This is a genomic window from Bifidobacterium moraviense, assembly GCF_012932365.1.
Taxonomy (GTDB): Bacteria; Actinomycetota; Actinomycetes; order Actinomycetales; family Bifidobacteriaceae; genus Bifidobacterium; species Bifidobacterium moraviense.
In genome coordinates this window covers 25,742-42,387 of record NZ_JAAIIH010000009.1, presented here as the reverse complement: position 1 = coordinate 42,387, position 16,646 = coordinate 25,742, and the positions used below count along the sequence as shown (strand labels likewise).

Genomic DNA, 16,646 nt, shown 5'->3' with positions numbered 1-16,646 from the left:
ACTCTCGTAGGAAGGATTCTCGTCCATGAAAAAACAACCAAATGACTTCATTGGGGTAAATACATATTTATCGATTCAGGCGCGTGGGCTGGTCAAGCGTGTGGCTTCCGCTGATGGTTCCAGTCCGAGTGTGATTCTCAATGATGTCTCGTTGGATATTCCCGGTGCCGGGTTGACGGCGATCGTCGGGCCTTCGGGAGCGGGCAAGACCTCTCTGTTGTACGTGTTGTCCGGTTTGGACAGGCCCGACTCGGGCCGGGTCGTCATCGGCGGCACCGACATCTACGCGTTGGACGAGGAGCGTCGTTCGCGGTTCATCCGCGGGCATATCGGTTTCGTGTTCCAGCAGTACAACCTCGTGCCGTATCTGACGGTCGAGGAGAACGTGACGCTGCCGCTCTCGCTCGCCCATCGCAAGGCCGACTACGTGCATGTCACGCAGCTGCTGTCCCGGTTCGGCCTGCGCCAGAGGGCGAGGACCGTGGTGAGCGCCCTGTCCGGTGGAGAGCAGCAGCGCGTGGCCCTGTGCCGGGCCCTGCTCTTGCGTCCGGCGGTGGTGTTCGCCGACGAGCCCACCGGCGCGCTCGACACCGCGAACAGCGAGCTCGTGCTGCAGGTGCTGCGCGAGCTGGCGGATTCGGGTTCCAGCGTGGTCATGGTCACGCATGACACGGATGCCGCCGCACTGGCCGACCGCGTAGTCTTCCTGCGTGACGGCGGGATCACCCACGTCGCGGGCAGGCTGACCGCCGGGCAGATCGTCGAGGGCATGCGCCGCACGTTCGAGCCGCCCATGTCGCAGCACGGTCAGGAGGTTCGCCGTGGGTAGGTATGTGCTTCGCGTGTTCCGCGACAATCTCGCGGGTTGGGTGCCCACGATCATGGTGGTCGCGGTGGTGACCACGCTGGTGGGCGTGTGCATGAACCAGTTCGTGTGGACCTCGTCGCCGTCGTTCGCGTCGGCCGCCCGGCTGGCGGGTTTGGATCCGGCCGAGTTCGCCATGGTGTCGGTCACGATCTATGTCGTGGTGGCGTTGCTTGCGTTCTTCTCGCTCACGGTGGTCGGTTCGGCCACGGTTGACCGCATCCGCGGCACGTTCGCGCAATGGCGTCTCATGGGCGCCAGCCCGAGCCAGGTGCGTGCGGGCATGTGGATGCTCGTGGGCGTGGCGAGCCTCATTGGCTCGCTGCTCGGTTCACTGATCGCGATGCCGGCCAGCCTGCTCGCGGTTCCCGAGTTCGACGCGATGGCCGCGGAGAGCTTCGCCGGCGGGCTCGGCTCGTTCGTCCCTCCCGCGTTCGCGCCGTCCGTGGCGGCATGGCTCGGCTCGCTGCTGTTGGGCGTGGTCACGTGCATGCTGGGCGCGTTTGTGCCCTCGATGCGTGCGGCGAAGGTCCGTCCCATCGAGGCGATCCGCGGCAAGGACGCGCCGATTGGACGGCGTGGATGGCGGTATTGGGTGCGCTGGGCGCTGGGACTGGTTGTCATGGCGGCGGCGCTGGTATTGGCGTTCTCCGGCATGGGCATGCCGCGCGCCCGCGCGTTCGGACAGGAGGCCGGCCAGACGTTCAACGGCGCATTATGGGCCGGGATCATCGCGTCGTTCGGCATGTATGTCCTCGCCGGCGTGCTGGTCCCGATCCTGTTGGACGCGGGACGCGTCATGTGCCGCCTGTGCGGGTCGGCGACCGGCGTGCTCGCGGCCCGTGCCGCTAGGGCGAAGGCCGTGTCCAGTATGAACACCATCGCCCCGCTCGCACTGGCTCTGGGATTGTCCGCGACCCTGCTGACCTGCGCGCGGTCCTACGGGCGGATACTGGCCCTGGGTGGCCATCCGACGAGCCTGAACTACGCGGACTCGCTGCTGATGATCGCGATGCTGTGCATCGTGTCCCTGGCCACGAGCCTGGCCGTCATCGCGTTGTCGAACCGCGGCATGGTCGCCGACCAGGCGCTGCTGCGCAGCATCGGCATGTCGCCGCGCCGGGTGACGCGCATGATCCTGTGGCAGAGCCTGCAATTGGCCGCCGGCGCGGTCGTCCTCGCGCTCATCCCGGTCGCCGTCAGCTCGCTCGTGCTCGCCACACGCTCCATCACGCTCGTCGGTGTTCCGGTGGCCGAGATCCCGTGGACCGGTGTGATCGGCGCGGCAGCGGCCTGCTGGCTGGCGTTGTTCCTCATCCAGTACATGCAGATCCGCCCCGCGTTGCGCCGCAGCGTGGCCGACGCGATCAGAAGCCGTTGACGGCACCGGATTCGGAAAAGGAGGATGAGATCATGCCTGTCCGATACACGGCCATGCCGAGGCGAGCCCCGGTGTCCATGCTGCTCGCGTTCCTGCTAATCCTGACGGCCTTGTTCGGGCTGGCGGCGTGCGGCTCCGTCCAAGGCTCCTGGCCGGACGGCCAGTATGCCGGCCGGGTGCCCGAACCCGATCGGGTGACGACCCGTATCAGGGACGAGACCGACAACGGCTATCTGATCGACGTGTCATGGACCATCGCCGAGGCGAAGGACTACGCGCGAAAGATCAAGGACGCGGGCTTCACCCGCAACGCCACCGAGGAGGAACAGGCCGGCGTATACGACTACACGGCCGACGACGGCATCGTCAAGGTCTCCATCAGTGCATTGCCTGGTGACAACGGCACCATCAACATCAACAAGCTCCAATGACACTCAAAAGGATCGGCGCTCATGGACATTCCCGCACATCACGAACCGTCACCCGGCAAGCCCCTGTCGGCGTCACCGCCCGTCCCGGAGCCCGGCCGGCCGAACCCGCCCCAACCGTTGCAAGCCGCGCCGAACGATTCGATCGTCGGATTCCTGCTGCTCGGACTGTTCCTGTCCCTGCCCGGCGTGCTGATCGCGTGGATCACCGGCCGCGACGGGCACGGATGGGAGCATGGCGGCCGCGTCGCCGCATGGATCGGGGCGCTGCTCTCGCCGTTCGTATGGCTGGCCATCATCATCGTATTCACTTTGTTGTTCACCGGTTCGGTCACGATGCTCGGCTGCCTGATGCCCGGCGCGGACTGTCTCGCCCAGTAAGCACGCCGATGACCCGGCGAGACGGCACAGTGGATCGTATGGAACGGCAAACGGTGAACGTCGGCAGGGTCACGGCCACAGCCATGCCATTATGCGTGCTCGCGGTCGAGGTCATGATGCTCATGTGGGAGCGCATGATCGGCACCCCATTGGACCCGATGTACACGCTCGCCAAGCAGACCGGCGGATTCGTGCTGCTGTTGCTGGCCCTGTGCCTGTCATGCTCGGTCTTGATGTTCCGTTACCGGGTCCCGTCCGTCACATTGATGTCGCAGCTCGTCCTGACCCTAATGCTGTCCTTCTGGCATGCGGACTCGATTCTGCTGGTCCAGCTGGTCGCGGCGTTTTACGCGTTCATGCGCACGGCCGGGGAACGCCGCATGTACATCGGATCCCTCGCGACGACGTTGGCCGTGACCTTGGCGACGTTCATGTCATGGCCCGCCAGCCAGTTCCTCGGCGAATGGCCTGGCCGCATCCTCCTACTCGCCCTCGCCGGCGCGATCGCCCTGGCGCACCGCGGCATGGTTCAAGCCAGGAGAGCCACGGCCGCCGCCGGCCTGGAACACCGGCGCGCGCAGACCGCCGTCAAGCAGCGTGACGCCGCGGTGCGTCGTTCGCGCATCGCCGGACAGCTGCACGACAGCGTGGGTCACGGGTTGACCGCGATCATCGCTTTATCCGAGGGATTGAGCGGTAAGACCGGCGACCCGCGCGTGGACGAGGCCCTGAAAGGCATCAACGAGATCGCACGGGAAAGCCTGGCGGACACGCGCAAGGCCGTGCGCGCACTGACTGAAACCGACACGACCGACGAAGACCCTGCTGAACCGGGATCCCGGAGCATGCGTTCATGGGATGACATCCGTCCGATCCTCGCACATGCCCGCACGCTCGGCATCATCACCATATTCACCGAAACCGGCATCCGCGCCGACGACGAACCCCAGGCGGACCTCTGCTTCGACGTGACCCGAGAGGCCATAACCAACGCCATCCGCCACGGCAGACACGTCACGCATCTCAACGTCTCATGGAACCACCAGCCCAACGGAGTCACCGTCATCGTCCGCAACGACGGAGCCACCGGTGCGGCGCAAGCCGTCGCACCCGATGACGGCACCGGATTGGCCGGACTGTCACGGCGCGTGCAAGACGCCGGCGGCACGTTCGCCTATGGGCCGGTCGATGGCACCGAATGGCAGGTCAAAGCGGTCATTCCCCCAACCGGGAACATGACCGGGAAGCAACCGGCCGAAAGGAAGATTCAACCATGATCCGTGTGATGCTCGTAGACGACCAGAGACTGGCACGCCTCGGTTTCCAGCTCATGCTCGACGACGTGACCGACATCACCGTCATCACCTCAGCGGAAAACGGGCAATCCGCCATCGACACACTCAACCAGTTGGATGCCAATCACCGGCCATTGCCCGACGTGATCCTCATGGACGTGCGCATGCCCGGCATGGACGGCATCGAAGCAACCCGACACATCGCCAGACACTGGCCCACCATCAGAACCCTCATCCTCACCACCTACGACGAAGACGACTACGCCTTCGGCGGGCTCGACGCTGGAGCCAGCGGATTCCTACTGAAAGACATAAGTAAATCACAATTAATGGAATCGATAAAAGCTGTTTTTGAAAATGGTAAAATTCTTACTCCACGAATAACAAAGAAACTAGTAGAATATCAACAAAGCAAATTCATTTTTCAAGACCAACAAAATATATTTATTGAATCATTCAAGAGTCTTACTACTAGAGAGCGTGACATATGTGCCTTAATCGCACAAGGACTCAGTAATGAAGACATAGCAAAAAAACTATTTCTGGAAACCAAATCAGTCAAACGCTATGTTAGTCGAATTCTATCGAAACTTCATCTTTCAAACCGCACCCAAATTGCAATCAATTGGATTAAATCGGGTGTTTTTACACAACTGAAATAGTGACTTCAATTCAAACATAGGCCCATGTCAATATTTCACACATTTATGAAATGTGCTTAACATGAAGTATCCATCTAATTACGAGTATAATTTATATACTCCTTTATAATACTATATGAACCATAGCTAATTTCTTACAGGAGTCATCTTTGTAATCTATTCATCTTGAAACGATGCAAATCCTTGGTCAGCGGCATAATTTCTTAGCGCTATCTGCCATTTGCCAGCAGCAGTCCTGAAATCGGTCTTGCCGGAGAAGAACGATCCCATATTGTCGTTGTAGATGGAGCGGGCGTAGGGTTCGAAGGGCAGAAACTCCCATTTGCCGGTGACGTTCTTGGCGGCCTGGGAGAAGACCTCGTTGTATTTCTGTCCGCCGAAGAACTCGTTGTCGCTGCCGTCGGCGTTCCTGAGCGTGGTCTTGGCGAGGAAGTCCTTCTGGTCGAGGGTCTTGGTGGTGGCGGGGAAGCTGCCGTTGGATACGCGGGCGTCGATGCCTTCGTCGTTGGTGGTGACGTATTCGACGAACTTCTTGGCGGCGTCGAGTTTGCCGTCGGGGATCTTCTTGGTGATGGCCAGTCCGCTGCCGCCGTATTCGCCGTTGATGGGCGTTCCGTCGATGGTGGGTAGGAGGGCTACGCGGAATTTGCCGGTGGCTTGGGGCACGCCCTGCAGGAGGTTGTTGGCCATCCATGCGCCGCTGATGAGGCTGGCGATGGAGCCGTCGCCCAGTGACTTCATCCAGTCGTCGGTCCAGGTCTTCGTGTGGACGTCGATGAGGTCTTCGTCGCGCATCTTCTGCCAGAGGTTCATGAACCGCTGGGCGCCCTTGTCCTTGGTGATATTGATGGTCAGTTTGTCGTCGTTGAGTTTGTAGGCGTGGCCGCCCATGGCCCACATCATCGCGTTGAACAGGCCGGCGTCGCCGGAGTCGGAGGTGATGTAGGAGCCGGTGGCGCGGATCTTCTTCGCGTCTTCGTAGAACTCGTCCCAGGTGGTCGGTGGTTGGCCGATACCGGCCTTGTCGAACACGTCCTTGTTGTAGAAGTAGGCCATGGGGCCCGAGTCGGCAGGCATCGCGTACAGGCCGCCGTTGATGTTCACGGAGTTCCATGTGCCGGGAGTGAACGTGTCCTTGAACTTGACGGTGTCGTAGACCTTGCTCAGATCCATGAGCGTGTCCGAGTGCACGAACTGCGGGATGGCGAGGTATTCGATCAGGGTGACGTCGGGCAGGCCATTGCCGGCCTGGGCCGCGTTGTTGAGCGCGGTGTAGGTCTCCTCGGTGCTGCCGACGTTGCTCACCTTCACCGTGATGTCGGGGTTGGCCTTCATGAAGTTTTTGGCGGCGCGATCGATGCTGGCGTCCCACGACCATACCGTCAGTTCGGTCTTGCCCGAGCTTGTTGTCGTGTTGCCGCATCCCGCGAGAGGGATGAGCAGCGCTCCGATGGCGGCCGTGGCGATGGCTGCGCGTGTGGTGTTGTTCATGTTGGTCTTCTTTCCGTGCTCGACCATCTTTGGCCGTATGTCGCAACTATTTTGTTTGGATGTCGAACATGATTATGTACAAAGATGGGAAACTTGTCAAAGTGCCGGGGTTTTCATATTGTCAGTCCCCTGATGGGTGTTATCCTGAAAGCCGTTCGAGGATGACGCCGGGATGTCCGTCCCGATAATGTGATTCCGCATTTTCCGCAATCGTCTCACCCGAGGAGGGCTCCCATGTACGCTAAATCCAATCCCAGCGATGCAAGGGCCAACAACCGCAGACTGCTGTTCCGGCTACTGTTTCCCGACCGGCAGCTGTCGCGCGCCGACCTGTGTAAGGAGACGGGGCTTTCCCGCGCCACCGCTACGGATGTGACCGGCGAGATGATCGACGACGGCCTGCTGAGGGAACTGGGGTCGGGCAGGCGCGACGGCCGGGGCAAGCCGGGCACCCTGCTGGCCATCGACGCGGACGTGCTTCGTCTGGTATGCGTCGATCTGTCCCGCCCGTATGTGATGACCGGCGCCGTGATGGACCTGCGGGCCAGAATCGTGGAGCGCCGCGAACGCGTGCTCGATGATGGCGACCGGGTCGATCTCGACGATGTGCTCTCGCTTGTGGGCCAGATGATCCGGCTTGCCGGTTCGGGGCTCGTCGGCATCGGCGTGGCCGTCCCCGGCGTGGTTTCCGGCGCGGGGAGGGTGATCTCCAGTTCCAATCTCGGCTGGGATGACGTGGAGCTTCGCGACATGCTCGAAGGCGAGTTCTCGTTGCCGGTCCGAGTGGACAACGACGCGAACGCGGCTCTGCTCGCCGACCGCTTCCTCGGGCACGGCAATCCCAACTGTCTGCTCGTGCAGATCACTCGGGGCATCGGCGCGTCGGTGCTGCTGAACGACGAGTTCGTGGAGGGCGATGACCATGCGGCCGGCGAAATCGGCCATGTCGTGATCGATCCCGCCGGCCCTGCGTGCACCTGCGGCAAGCGCGGCTGTCTGGAGACCTATGTATCGGCCATCGCGTTGCGCGACCGCATCCGCCGGAATCCCGAGCGGCGCGCGGACATCCTGGCCGAGGCCGGCGCAAGGCTCGGCAGCGCGCTGGCCATGCCGGCGAGCCTGCTGAACCTTCACGACATCGCCGTCTACGGGCCTCCCGACATCGTCGGCGAGACGCTGCTCGGCGCATGCGGCGAAACCGTCAACTCCTTGTCGCGGAACGACTACCAGAGCAACATACGGGTGCGCCGGTGCGAGCTCGGCGACGACGCCACCCTGCGGGGGCAGGCGGTCTCGGTTCTGCGCGAGATCGTGGGCAGGCGCGGGCTGTCCGCGGCGGCGGCCTCGTCCTGATGGATGCGGCCGCCGTCGCAGGGCGCGCATGTCGTGGTGTATCATCGCTTCCCGAATCCAATATGTAAGGATTTCGAACATAATGATCGGCGGACGAAAGAGAAGTCCGTCCAACGGGAACGGAGATTGCCATGATGATGAACGGCGGCGGCGCGACGGAAATAGAGAACCTGCGCGTCGGAGTGGATGTCGGGGGAACGAAGATCGAGGCGGTGCTGACCGACGCGGCCGGCGCCATCCTCGCGTCCGGACGCAGGACGGCCCGAAAGGGCGGCAATGAGGTCGTGGAGGACGTGGCCGCCATCGTGCGGCAGGTGGCCGGCATGAGGTTCGGTGATGTGAGATCGGTGGGCATCGGCATCCCGGGGTTGGTCCACCGAGACACCGGGCAGGTGGAGAACGTGGTCAATCTCGGAATCGAGAAACTGGAGCTCGGGGGCCGCGCGTCCGGCGTGCTCGGTCTGCCCGTGTGGGTGGACAACGACGTGAACGCCGCCGCGCTGGGAGCCTATGGGACGCTTCCCGAACGGCTCCGTCAGGGAAGGATGGCGTTCGTCAACCTGGGGACGGGGCTGGCGGCCGGATTCGTCCGCGCCGGTCTCGTCGAACGCGGCGACACGGGCGCCCTCGGGGAGATCGGCCACCTTCCGGTGGATTCCAACCGCGTGGCATGCAAATGCGGCCAACGCGGATGTCTGGAGACCGCATGCTCGGGAGGGGCTCTGCGACGCATGTGGCCCATGGCGGATCCTCCGCTGCCCGACATCCTCGCGAAGGCCGCAGGAGGCGATGCCGAAGCCGGGCGGGTTCTCGGCATCCTGCTGCATGCCCTCGCCGACGTCGTGCAGATCGTCGCCCAGGGCGAGGACCCTTCGGTCATCGTCATCGGGGGCGGCGTCTCGCGCGTCGGCTCCCCGTTGCTTGACGCATTGCGCGGGGAACTGCGCAGGCGGGAATCCTCCAGCGGTTTCATCGCGGGTCTGCGCCTGACGGAACGTCTGCGGCTCGCCGACCCGTCGATTCCGATCGGCGCGCTCGGTGCATCCCTCATCGCCTGCTGACCGCACTTCCCGATGCAACGCCCCCCTTCGGCGCGTCGGGCCGAATGCCGCGCGTTCCGTCAGGTTTCGCCAAGCAAGGCCGTAGCATGCCCCTTATTTTGTTCGACTGACTTGCAAAAAAGATAAAGGCGTCATATCCTTGGCTATCAAGGAGGTTGAAACCAACTAAGGGAATTAAGCAAGGATGACTAACAAAATTCTGGTCATTCATGCCGTGATGTCATGTCGAGGAACGATGTGACATCACGTTCCCAGGCGCTGTTTCGGGCGCCGGCGACGGCGTCCGAAACAGCATCGTCCACGCATGGCAGCGCGGGCGGATACGGACCCGGGACCGTCGTGCGCAGCGGCACGTCGCGCCATTCCTCCGAACGGCGGCGTCGGGCAGGCATTCCAGGAAAAGGAAACCACCATGAGAACGAAGAGGATTTCCGCGGCCATCGCCTTGGCGGCCGCGTCAGCGCTCACCCTGTCGGGATGCTCGATGGGAGCCCCGTCCGGCGGATCGCAGCAGGATGCGTCCGCGGGCGGCAAGCTGACGGTGTGGATCATGCAGGGCGACCAGAGCGAGGACACCATCAAGGCGATCAACGAGCGGTTCACCAAGGAGACGGGCGTCAAGGTCGATGTGCAGACCCAGGTGTGGGCCGACATCAACACGAAGGTGACGACCGCGCTGTCCACGGACACGCCGCCGGACGTTATCGATCTGGGCAACACGCAGGTCGCCGGGTTCGCCGTGAGCGGCGGCCTGCTGGATCTGACGGACAAGGCCGACGATATGAGGCAGGGGCACACCTGGCTGTCCGGTCTTGAGGAGCCCGCCACCATCGACGGCAGACTGTACGGCATCCCCGCGCTGGGGGCCGCCGGCGCCGTGATCTACAACAAGAAGATGTGGTCCGCGGCCGGAATCGACAATCCGCCGAGCACGTACGAGGAGCTTGAAGCCGACCTGCAGAAGCTCCGGGACGCGAACACCGACAAGGACTTCTCCCCGTTCTACATGCCCGGCCGCGATTGGAAGTCGGCGGCACGGTGGATCTGGGATGCCGGCGGCGACTTCGCCGAGCAGCAGTCGGACGGAACCTGGAAGAGCACCCTGTCGAGCGACAATTCGCTCAAGGGCATCGACCAATGGCTGGAATTCCAGCACAAGTGGTCCTCCGAGGCGTCCCGTTCGCTGGATACCGGCAACCCCGACTTCAGCCAGCTGCTGGCCGAAGGCAAGACCGGCGCGATCCTGAACAACAGCGCCGGCATCCGCACCATCCAGCAGTACAACCCCGACCTCACGACCGACGATCTGGGATCGTTCCCCATGCCCGGCGCCAGCGGCAAGCTCCAGCCGGCGATGATGGCCGGCTCGGTATGGGGCGTCGCCCAGAAGAGCAAGCGTCAGGAGCTGGCGCTCAAGTGGATCAAGATCGCCGCGAGCCCCGAGATCCAGAAGGACTACGTGTTCGCCAAGGACGGGTGGATGCCCAACTACGTCGAAGGCCTCGACGAGGTCATGAAGTCCGCGGACTTCCCGTCCTACCTGACCGGCTTCTTCGAGTCGGCGAAGAACACCAAGGCCACGCCGGCGTCACCGCAATGGCTGACCATCGAGAACGACAGCTCCCTGAACTGCTTCGGCGACATCGCCACCGGCGCCACCACGGCCAAGGCCGCGGCCAAGTCGTTCGACGAGCATGCGGACTCCCTGTACGCGAAGAAGTAGGGGAAGCGTGATGAGCAATGCGCAATCGACGGCTGCCGCCGTCCCCGTGGTGAAGCGGCGTCGCAATCTGACGCCCCTGTGGCTCCTGACACCCGCCGGCGTGATCATCATCGCGCTGGTCGTGGTGCCGTTGATCTTCCTGGTCTTCACGTCGTTCACGGACTTCAACCAGAAGACCCTGTTCACGGGCTCGTTCAACATCGTCGGGTTCGACCAGTACGAGAACGTGCTGACCGACCCGGAGTTCTACAAGTCGCTGGCCCGCACGTTCGGGTTCGCTGCCGCCCTCGTGGCCGGCAGCGTGCTGATCGGCATGGGCGTGGCCCAGCTGATGACCAAGCTGGGGCCGGTGATGCGCTGGCTGGTCACGTTCGTGCTGATCTTCGCGTGGGCCATGCCGAACGTCGCCTCGTCGGTGGTATGGAAGTGGCTGTTCCAGCCGGGGTACGGCGTGGTCAACTGGCTACTGACCCAGACCCATTTGTTCGGGGACGTGACGAACCTGTCGTGGACCGACAACACGTGGCTCGCGTTCCTGGAGATCTGGCTGCTGGTCGTCTGGCAGGCCGTCCCGTACATCGCGATCAACCTGTACGCGGCGACCACGCAGGTGGACAAGTCCTGCCTTGAGGCGGCCCAGCTGGACGGCTGCTCGAAGCTGCGCTGCTACTGGCAGATCACCGTGCCGCTGATCAAGCCGAGCCTGATGGTCATCACGATGCTGTCGGTGATCTGGGACTTCAACGTGTTCAACCAGATCTGGCTCGTCTCCCAGGGAGGCCCCCGCGAGACGACCGCGACGATCGGCATCTTCACCTACAAGAAGGCGTTCGTGTCGTTCGACATCGGCACCGGCGCCGCCGCGAGCGTGCTGGTCACGCTCATCCTGCTCGCCCTGACGAGCGTGTACATCCGATACCTGCTCAAATCCGGGGAGGACCTGTGATGACCACCGCAACCATAACCTCTGCCGCGCCGCGAGCCAAGCGCAGCCTTTCCTCACGGCTGCGCCGCATCGGCACGATCGTGTTGGCCGTCGCGTTCTGCATCGTGTGGATCTTCCCGGTCTACTGGATGTTCGTCACGTCGATCAAGCCGCGCAACCAGATCATGACCGCCACGCCCGTGTTCTGGCCCGCGAAGCTGTCGATCGACAACTTCATGGTGGCCGTCACCCAGACGTCTTTCCTGACGAACCTGAAGAACAGCGTGATCGTGACCGCCGTGTCGATCGTCCTGTCGATCGTCCTCGCGTTCTTCGCGTGCGCGGCCCTGACCCTCTACCGGTTCCGCGGCCGCAAGGCGATCATGGTGTTCGTGCTGGCCATCCAGATGACCTCGGGCGGCATCATCCCGCAGTTCATCATCTTCAACCAGTTCGGCCTGCTGAACAAGTACAGCGGCCTGATCCTCGCGTACATCGCCATGGTCCTGCCGTTTGCGATCTGGAACATGCGCGGCTTCTTCCTCAACATCCCGAAGGACATCTTCGAGTCCGCGGCCGTTGAGGGGGCCAACGACTGGCAGATCCTGTGGAAGATCACCTTCCCGCTGGCCGCGCCCGGCATCGTGTCCACGTCCGTGTTCGCGTTCATCAACGCGTGGAACGACTATATGACCGCTTACACGTTTATGAAGGATCAGGCGAAGTATACGTTGCCCGTGTGGCTCTCCTCGTTCTCCACGCCCACCATGGGCACCGACTTCGGCGGGCAGATGGCCGCATCCGTTATCTTCTCCCTGCCCGTCGTGATCTTCTTCATGATCATTCAAAGGAACATCATGAAGGGCGTCACCACGGGAGCCGTCAAATAACCCAACCGAATCGATCGGCAGCATGTGCGGTGTCGGGACCATATCCGCGAAATGGCCTCGACACCGCACTGCCATCTCAGGGCCAAACGAACCTCACAACAATCCTTAGCGATATGCCAAGAAAGGAACTTCCCATGAACGGCCAAATACTCCTGCAAGGATGGACCATCATCCCCACGCCGCAAACCATGCAGCATAAAGCAGGCATCGCATTGCTGCCAATGTGCGGACGAATCAACGAAGCGCGCACGGTCGGTGACGATCGGCATATACTCGCCGCACAACTCATCGACGACATCCGCGCAGCCACCGGATTGGAATGGGACATCGCGACGGGCGACCGCTGGCCGGGATTCATCACCCTGACCATACTTGACAATCCCCATGCACACCCGTCCGGCTCGTATACGCTCGATGTCACCCCGGATGGCGTGACCGTCGCGGGCGTGGACTTCGAGGGCGTGCGCAACGGCGTGCAGACCCTGCGCCAGCTCATCCGCCAATGCGGCGCCGCCCTGCCCCTCCTGCACATCGAGGACCGGCCCGCCTTCGAAACGCGCGGCTACTACCTCGACGTCACCCGCGGGCGCGTCCCCACCCTCGACTGGCTCAAACACTGGGCCGACAAACTCTGCCTCTACAAGTACAACCAGCTCCAGCTCTACGTCGAACACACCTTCCGCTTCGACGGCATGAGCGAGACATGGCGCGGCTCCAGCCCGCTCGCCCCGCGCGACATCCTCGACCTCGACGACTACTGCGCCGAACGGGGCATCGAGCTGGTGCCGTCGGTCTCCACGTTCGGTCACCTCTACATGGCCCTGCGCACCCGGAGCCTGCGCGATCTCGGCGAGTTCCCCGAGACCGCCGACGAACCGTTCGGATTCATCGACCGCATGCGCCACCACACATTGAACATCAGCGACGAACGCGCCTTCACTCTGTCATGCCGGCTCATCGACGACTACCTGCAATTGTTCCGCTCCGACAAGTTCAACATCTGCGCCGACGAGACCTTCGACCTCGGCAGGGGTCGTTCCAAGACCTTCGCCGAGGAGATCGGCGTCGCCGCCATGTACGTCGACTACGTCACCCGCCTGTGCCGCCACCTCGAAGCCCAAGGCAAACAGCCGATGATGTGGGGCGACATCGCCCTCGAACACCCCGAGATCCTGGAGCGCCTCCCCGAAGCCGTCACCCTGCTCAACTGGCAGTACGACCCGCAGGTCACCGACGAGAAGGTCCGCACCGTCGCCCAATCCGGCGCCACACAGATCGTGTGCCCGGCCGTATGGTGCTGGAACGCGCTCCTGCCGCGCATCGACGACGCCTGGAACAACATCACCCGCATGGCCCGCTACGGCACGCAATACCAAGCGGCAGGCATGCTCGTCACCGACTGGGGCGACCTCGGCCACGTCAACGACCCGCGCATGGCCATCCCCGGCATGATCATCGGCGCACAGGAATCCTGGAACCCCGGGCGCATCCCCGACGAGACCGACATGCTCCGACGCATCTCCCGACTCGAATACCACGACGCCAGCGGAGAACTGCTTGATATCCTTGCTCGCGCAAGCCATGCGGCCTGCTTCCAATGGAACCACCTGATCACTTGGCTGGAACTTGATGACGGACGGGGCGGCGTCAACACCGGTGTCCTGCAAACCATCCCAGGACTGCTGCCGGAAAACGAACGACCAGACGATGTGATCCGCGCCCTTCAGGACGGAAGCCGGGCACCGTCACTTGTGGAATCCCGACGGATGCTGCTCCGCTATCTGAAGCACCACATCTCGCTCGGTGAAACCGCAGATCACCTTCTGCAGACCAGCGCCCGTCGAATCTCCGCGATCACCGCGACCGCAGGACCGCGAATCGCAGGAAACGCCGCTGCATTCCGCGTAGCCATCGAGGGGCAACGACTGTTGAACCGAGTTGGTCTCCAGCTTGCGTCCGATGTCGGGGTCATCGACTCTTTGCAGTCAAGTGCCGCATCTCAGCATGATGATACGGCGCGTCTTGCCGAAGCGCTGGAAATCTGGATGGAGGCGTATGCGGCGCAATGGAGTACTCTCAGCCGAGACTCCGAACTTCGTCGGCTGCAAGATACGGTGTGGGAGTTAACGGACTATCTGCGCTTCCAATCCGTCTGATGCTGCGATTGTGAGACTTCGACCAGTCAGAGACCGAAATGCCGTGAGGGACCAGATTCAGATCCCTCACGGCATTTCCTATATGAAGGTGAGTCACGTATCGCGATGGTGCATCACTTTGGTCTAGGACTCACGCCGCTGAATGTCGCTCATAAATGATTCGGCAAGCTCGTCAACCACTTGACTCTGATGTGAGGCGACGGTGAGCTGGTAGTACCGGATAGCCACCTTCTCACTGACGTGTCCCAATTGATTCATGACTTCCCGCAACGTTCCACCCTGAATCATGAGTAATGTTGCATGGCTGGCTCGTAATGCCTGGAATGTCAGATCAGGGCGTCCTGCTTTCAGCCGGGCCTTGGCGAACTGGCCGTCCAGCGTTGTCTGGGACATGATTCTTGCACGTTTGGGCACGAACACCGGCGAATCCGGTCGTGTCAGATCGCAGTAATCAGAAAGGTGCTGTCGAATAAGAGGAATCAGGGTATCCGGGATGTGTACGTTCCTGATGCTGGATTCCGTTTTCGTCTTACCGAATTGGAGATCCCCTCTGTCAGCGTCACCGCGATTCACGGAGTGCCGGACATGAAGTATCTGCCTGTTCAGATCGATGTCTTGCACCTGAAGCCCACATAGTTCACCACATCGCAGACCACCCACTAAAGTCGAGAGGAATACGGACAGTCTGGTGTAATCGGGCATGGCGTCAGCCAGCAGGATCAGTTCGGAAGGAGTCACCGGCGGTACATTGATGCGGGCGGGCTGTGGCGCTGGCGGAATATGGAATATGAAGGGATTGAAGGACAGCAATGGCTCCGAACCGTCCAATCCGCCACGGGTGGCTGACTCCAGTACCGCCTTCAGTCGCATGCATGAGCGTCGGAACGCCCACCGTCCTTCCGGGTGAGGCGCATCATACCAAGCCTTGATAATGGACGGAGTGATCTCGTTAAGCGGCAGGTCCCCAAGACTTGGCAAAAAATGGCCAATGTCCAGATAAAGATTGCGACGCGTGCCACCGGCGATACCATTGCCGTCGGGCAGCCGGTATTCCTCGGCCCATCGCATCACATAGTCGCGGAACAGCATATTGCGTTGTGTCCGGCTCTTTTCCGCGACGGCTTTTCGTCGGCTTCGTTCCGTTGGATGAACCCATTCGGCGATGCCGTTACGATGGAGACTGACAAGATACTTTTCGGCTTCCAACCACCTACGGGCTTCGAGCTCCTGATCCGGCTTGAACTGGCGTTGGACGCGTTTGCCAGGTTCTAATGGATTCGGATATCGAACCTGCCATGCGATTAGCATGCCGGTTCCGTCATAACGGGCCAGCACGGTTCCCCACTTGCTTCGCGGAGGCTTCTGCGGATGGTTTCCATGGGAATGCCTGATTTTCGGCATATTGATCTCCCTCGATCGCGAAAAGGCGCACCCTGCGTGCGCCTTGTGGGGAGATTGAAACCAAAAACCAGTGTAGGCAGATATGCTGAAAGAACCGTTGTTTGTTTTTGTCATCCAGAGATGACAAAAACAAACATAATCGGCCTTAAGCGGGTTATAGAAGCAGCTAGTTGTATCTCTCCCTTCCCGCGATTGACGTATTGCAAGTCATCTCTAGATGTCAATAACTCCTTTTCTGATTGCTTCTCTCTCGCTTGGGCAGAAGACTGAATCTTGCAAGATGAAGTCATAGGGCTTCGACACCTAGCAGAAAGGAAAGTAATTACCATCTAGTTTTTACGTATGCCTTTACACATTCCAAATTTCCCAACAAAAACAAAGGAGTAATCATGATTGTGCGAAAGTAATTTACGGCAATTGTCCTTGCGACAATTCTGGGTATAACTGGCATCGCATTGCCCTCTACCGCTTTTGCCGGCGGTCCGAATTATGGTCGCACATGGGAAAGCAGCATTGGCGGCATCAAGGTGAATGGCTATGTACAGATTCAGGCCTCCTATAATGATGGCGGGCGTCACGCGCGTCGCGGATATCAGCGCTTCACCCGACAGGCCGGCCCCAGTCTGGATACCGG

Annotated in this window: 14 protein-coding genes; 12 read left to right on the top strand and 2 right to left on the bottom strand. The window is 61.5% G+C overall.

What is annotated here, in order from left to right; translation table 11 throughout:
• The first annotated feature begins 25 nt into the window (after positions 1 to 25).
• Genes G1C96_RS06555 through G1C96_RS06530 form a run of 6 tightly spaced genes read left to right on the top strand, consistent with a single transcriptional unit; the run spans position 26 to position 5,012 of the window.
• On the top strand, positions 26 to 829 hold the full coding sequence (locus tag G1C96_RS06555) for an ABC transporter ATP-binding protein (protein WP_043164782.1): 804 nt from the start codon (positions 26 to 28) through the stop codon (positions 827 to 829).
• Positions 822 to 2,246 (top strand): FtsX-like permease family protein, encoded by a 1,425-nt coding sequence (locus G1C96_RS06550; RefSeq protein ID WP_043164780.1) that lies wholly within the window; start codon positions 822 to 824, stop codon positions 2,244 to 2,246. The genes G1C96_RS06555 and G1C96_RS06550 overlap by 8 nt, the downstream gene beginning before the upstream one ends.
• Before the next feature lie 32 nt (positions 2,247 to 2,278).
• Complete coding sequence (locus tag G1C96_RS06545; RefSeq protein ID WP_043164778.1) at positions 2,279 to 2,677, top strand: DUF6591 domain-containing protein; 399 nt, start codon at positions 2,279 to 2,281, stop codon at positions 2,675 to 2,677.
• 21 nt (positions 2,678 to 2,698) lie between these two features.
• Positions 2,699 to 3,055, top strand: coding sequence for a hypothetical protein (locus G1C96_RS06540; protein WP_052119033.1), 357 nt, complete (start codon positions 2,699 to 2,701; stop codon positions 3,053 to 3,055).
• A 38-nt stretch (positions 3,056 to 3,093) separates the two neighbouring features.
• A complete protein-coding gene (locus G1C96_RS06535; protein WP_240945143.1) occupies positions 3,094 to 4,332 on the top strand; it encodes a sensor histidine kinase in 1,239 nt (412 codons plus the stop codon).
• Positions 4,329 to 5,012, top strand: a complete 684-nt coding sequence (locus G1C96_RS06530; RefSeq protein ID WP_043164775.1) for a response regulator transcription factor — start codon at positions 4,329 to 4,331, stop codon at positions 5,010 to 5,012. Before G1C96_RS06535 ends, G1C96_RS06530 begins: the two co-directional genes overlap by 4 nt.
• A 156-nt stretch (positions 5,013 to 5,168) precedes the next feature.
• Here G1C96_RS06530 and G1C96_RS06525 read toward each other — a convergent pair whose 3' ends face one another.
• Positions 5,169 to 6,503, bottom strand: a complete 1,335-nt coding sequence (locus tag G1C96_RS06525; RefSeq protein ID WP_043164978.1) for an ABC transporter substrate-binding protein — start codon at positions 6,501 to 6,503, stop codon at positions 5,169 to 5,171.
• A 234-nt stretch (positions 6,504 to 6,737) separates the two neighbouring features.
• On the opposite strand from G1C96_RS06525, the gene G1C96_RS06520 reads away from it, so the two are divergent.
• From G1C96_RS06520 to G1C96_RS06495, 6 genes are all read left to right on the top strand, one after another.
• A complete protein-coding gene (locus G1C96_RS06520; RefSeq protein ID WP_044088998.1) occupies positions 6,738 to 7,856 on the top strand; it encodes an ROK family protein in 1,119 nt (372 codons plus the stop codon).
• A 131-nt stretch (positions 7,857 to 7,987) separates the two neighbouring features.
• Entirely contained in the window at positions 7,988 to 8,917 is a 930-nt protein-coding gene (locus tag G1C96_RS06515; RefSeq protein ID WP_052119032.1) for an ROK family protein, read from the top strand.
• 412 nt (positions 8,918 to 9,329) lie between these two features.
• Complete coding sequence (locus tag G1C96_RS06510; protein WP_043164773.1) at positions 9,330 to 10,640, top strand: sugar ABC transporter substrate-binding protein; 1,311 nt, start codon at positions 9,330 to 9,332, stop codon at positions 10,638 to 10,640.
• Positions 10,641 to 10,650: 10 nt separating this feature from the next.
• A complete protein-coding gene (locus G1C96_RS06505; RefSeq protein ID WP_044088999.1) occupies positions 10,651 to 11,586 on the top strand; it encodes a carbohydrate ABC transporter permease in 936 nt (311 codons plus the stop codon).
• Complete coding sequence (locus G1C96_RS06500; protein ID WP_043164770.1) at positions 11,586 to 12,455, top strand: carbohydrate ABC transporter permease; 870 nt, start codon at positions 11,586 to 11,588, stop codon at positions 12,453 to 12,455. The genes G1C96_RS06505 and G1C96_RS06500 overlap by 1 nt, the downstream gene beginning before the upstream one ends.
• A gap of 134 nt (positions 12,456 to 12,589) precedes the next feature.
• Entirely contained in the window at positions 12,590 to 14,611 is a 2,022-nt protein-coding gene (locus G1C96_RS06495) for a beta-N-acetylhexosaminidase (protein ID WP_043164768.1), read from the top strand.
• Positions 14,612 to 14,734: 123 nt separating this feature from the next.
• Here the strand turns inward: G1C96_RS06495 and G1C96_RS06490 are convergent, their stop codons facing one another.
• Entirely contained in the window at positions 14,735 to 16,012 is a 1,278-nt protein-coding gene (locus G1C96_RS06490; RefSeq protein ID WP_043164767.1) for a tyrosine-type recombinase/integrase, read from the bottom strand.
• Positions 16,013 to 16,646: the final 634 nt, after the last annotated feature.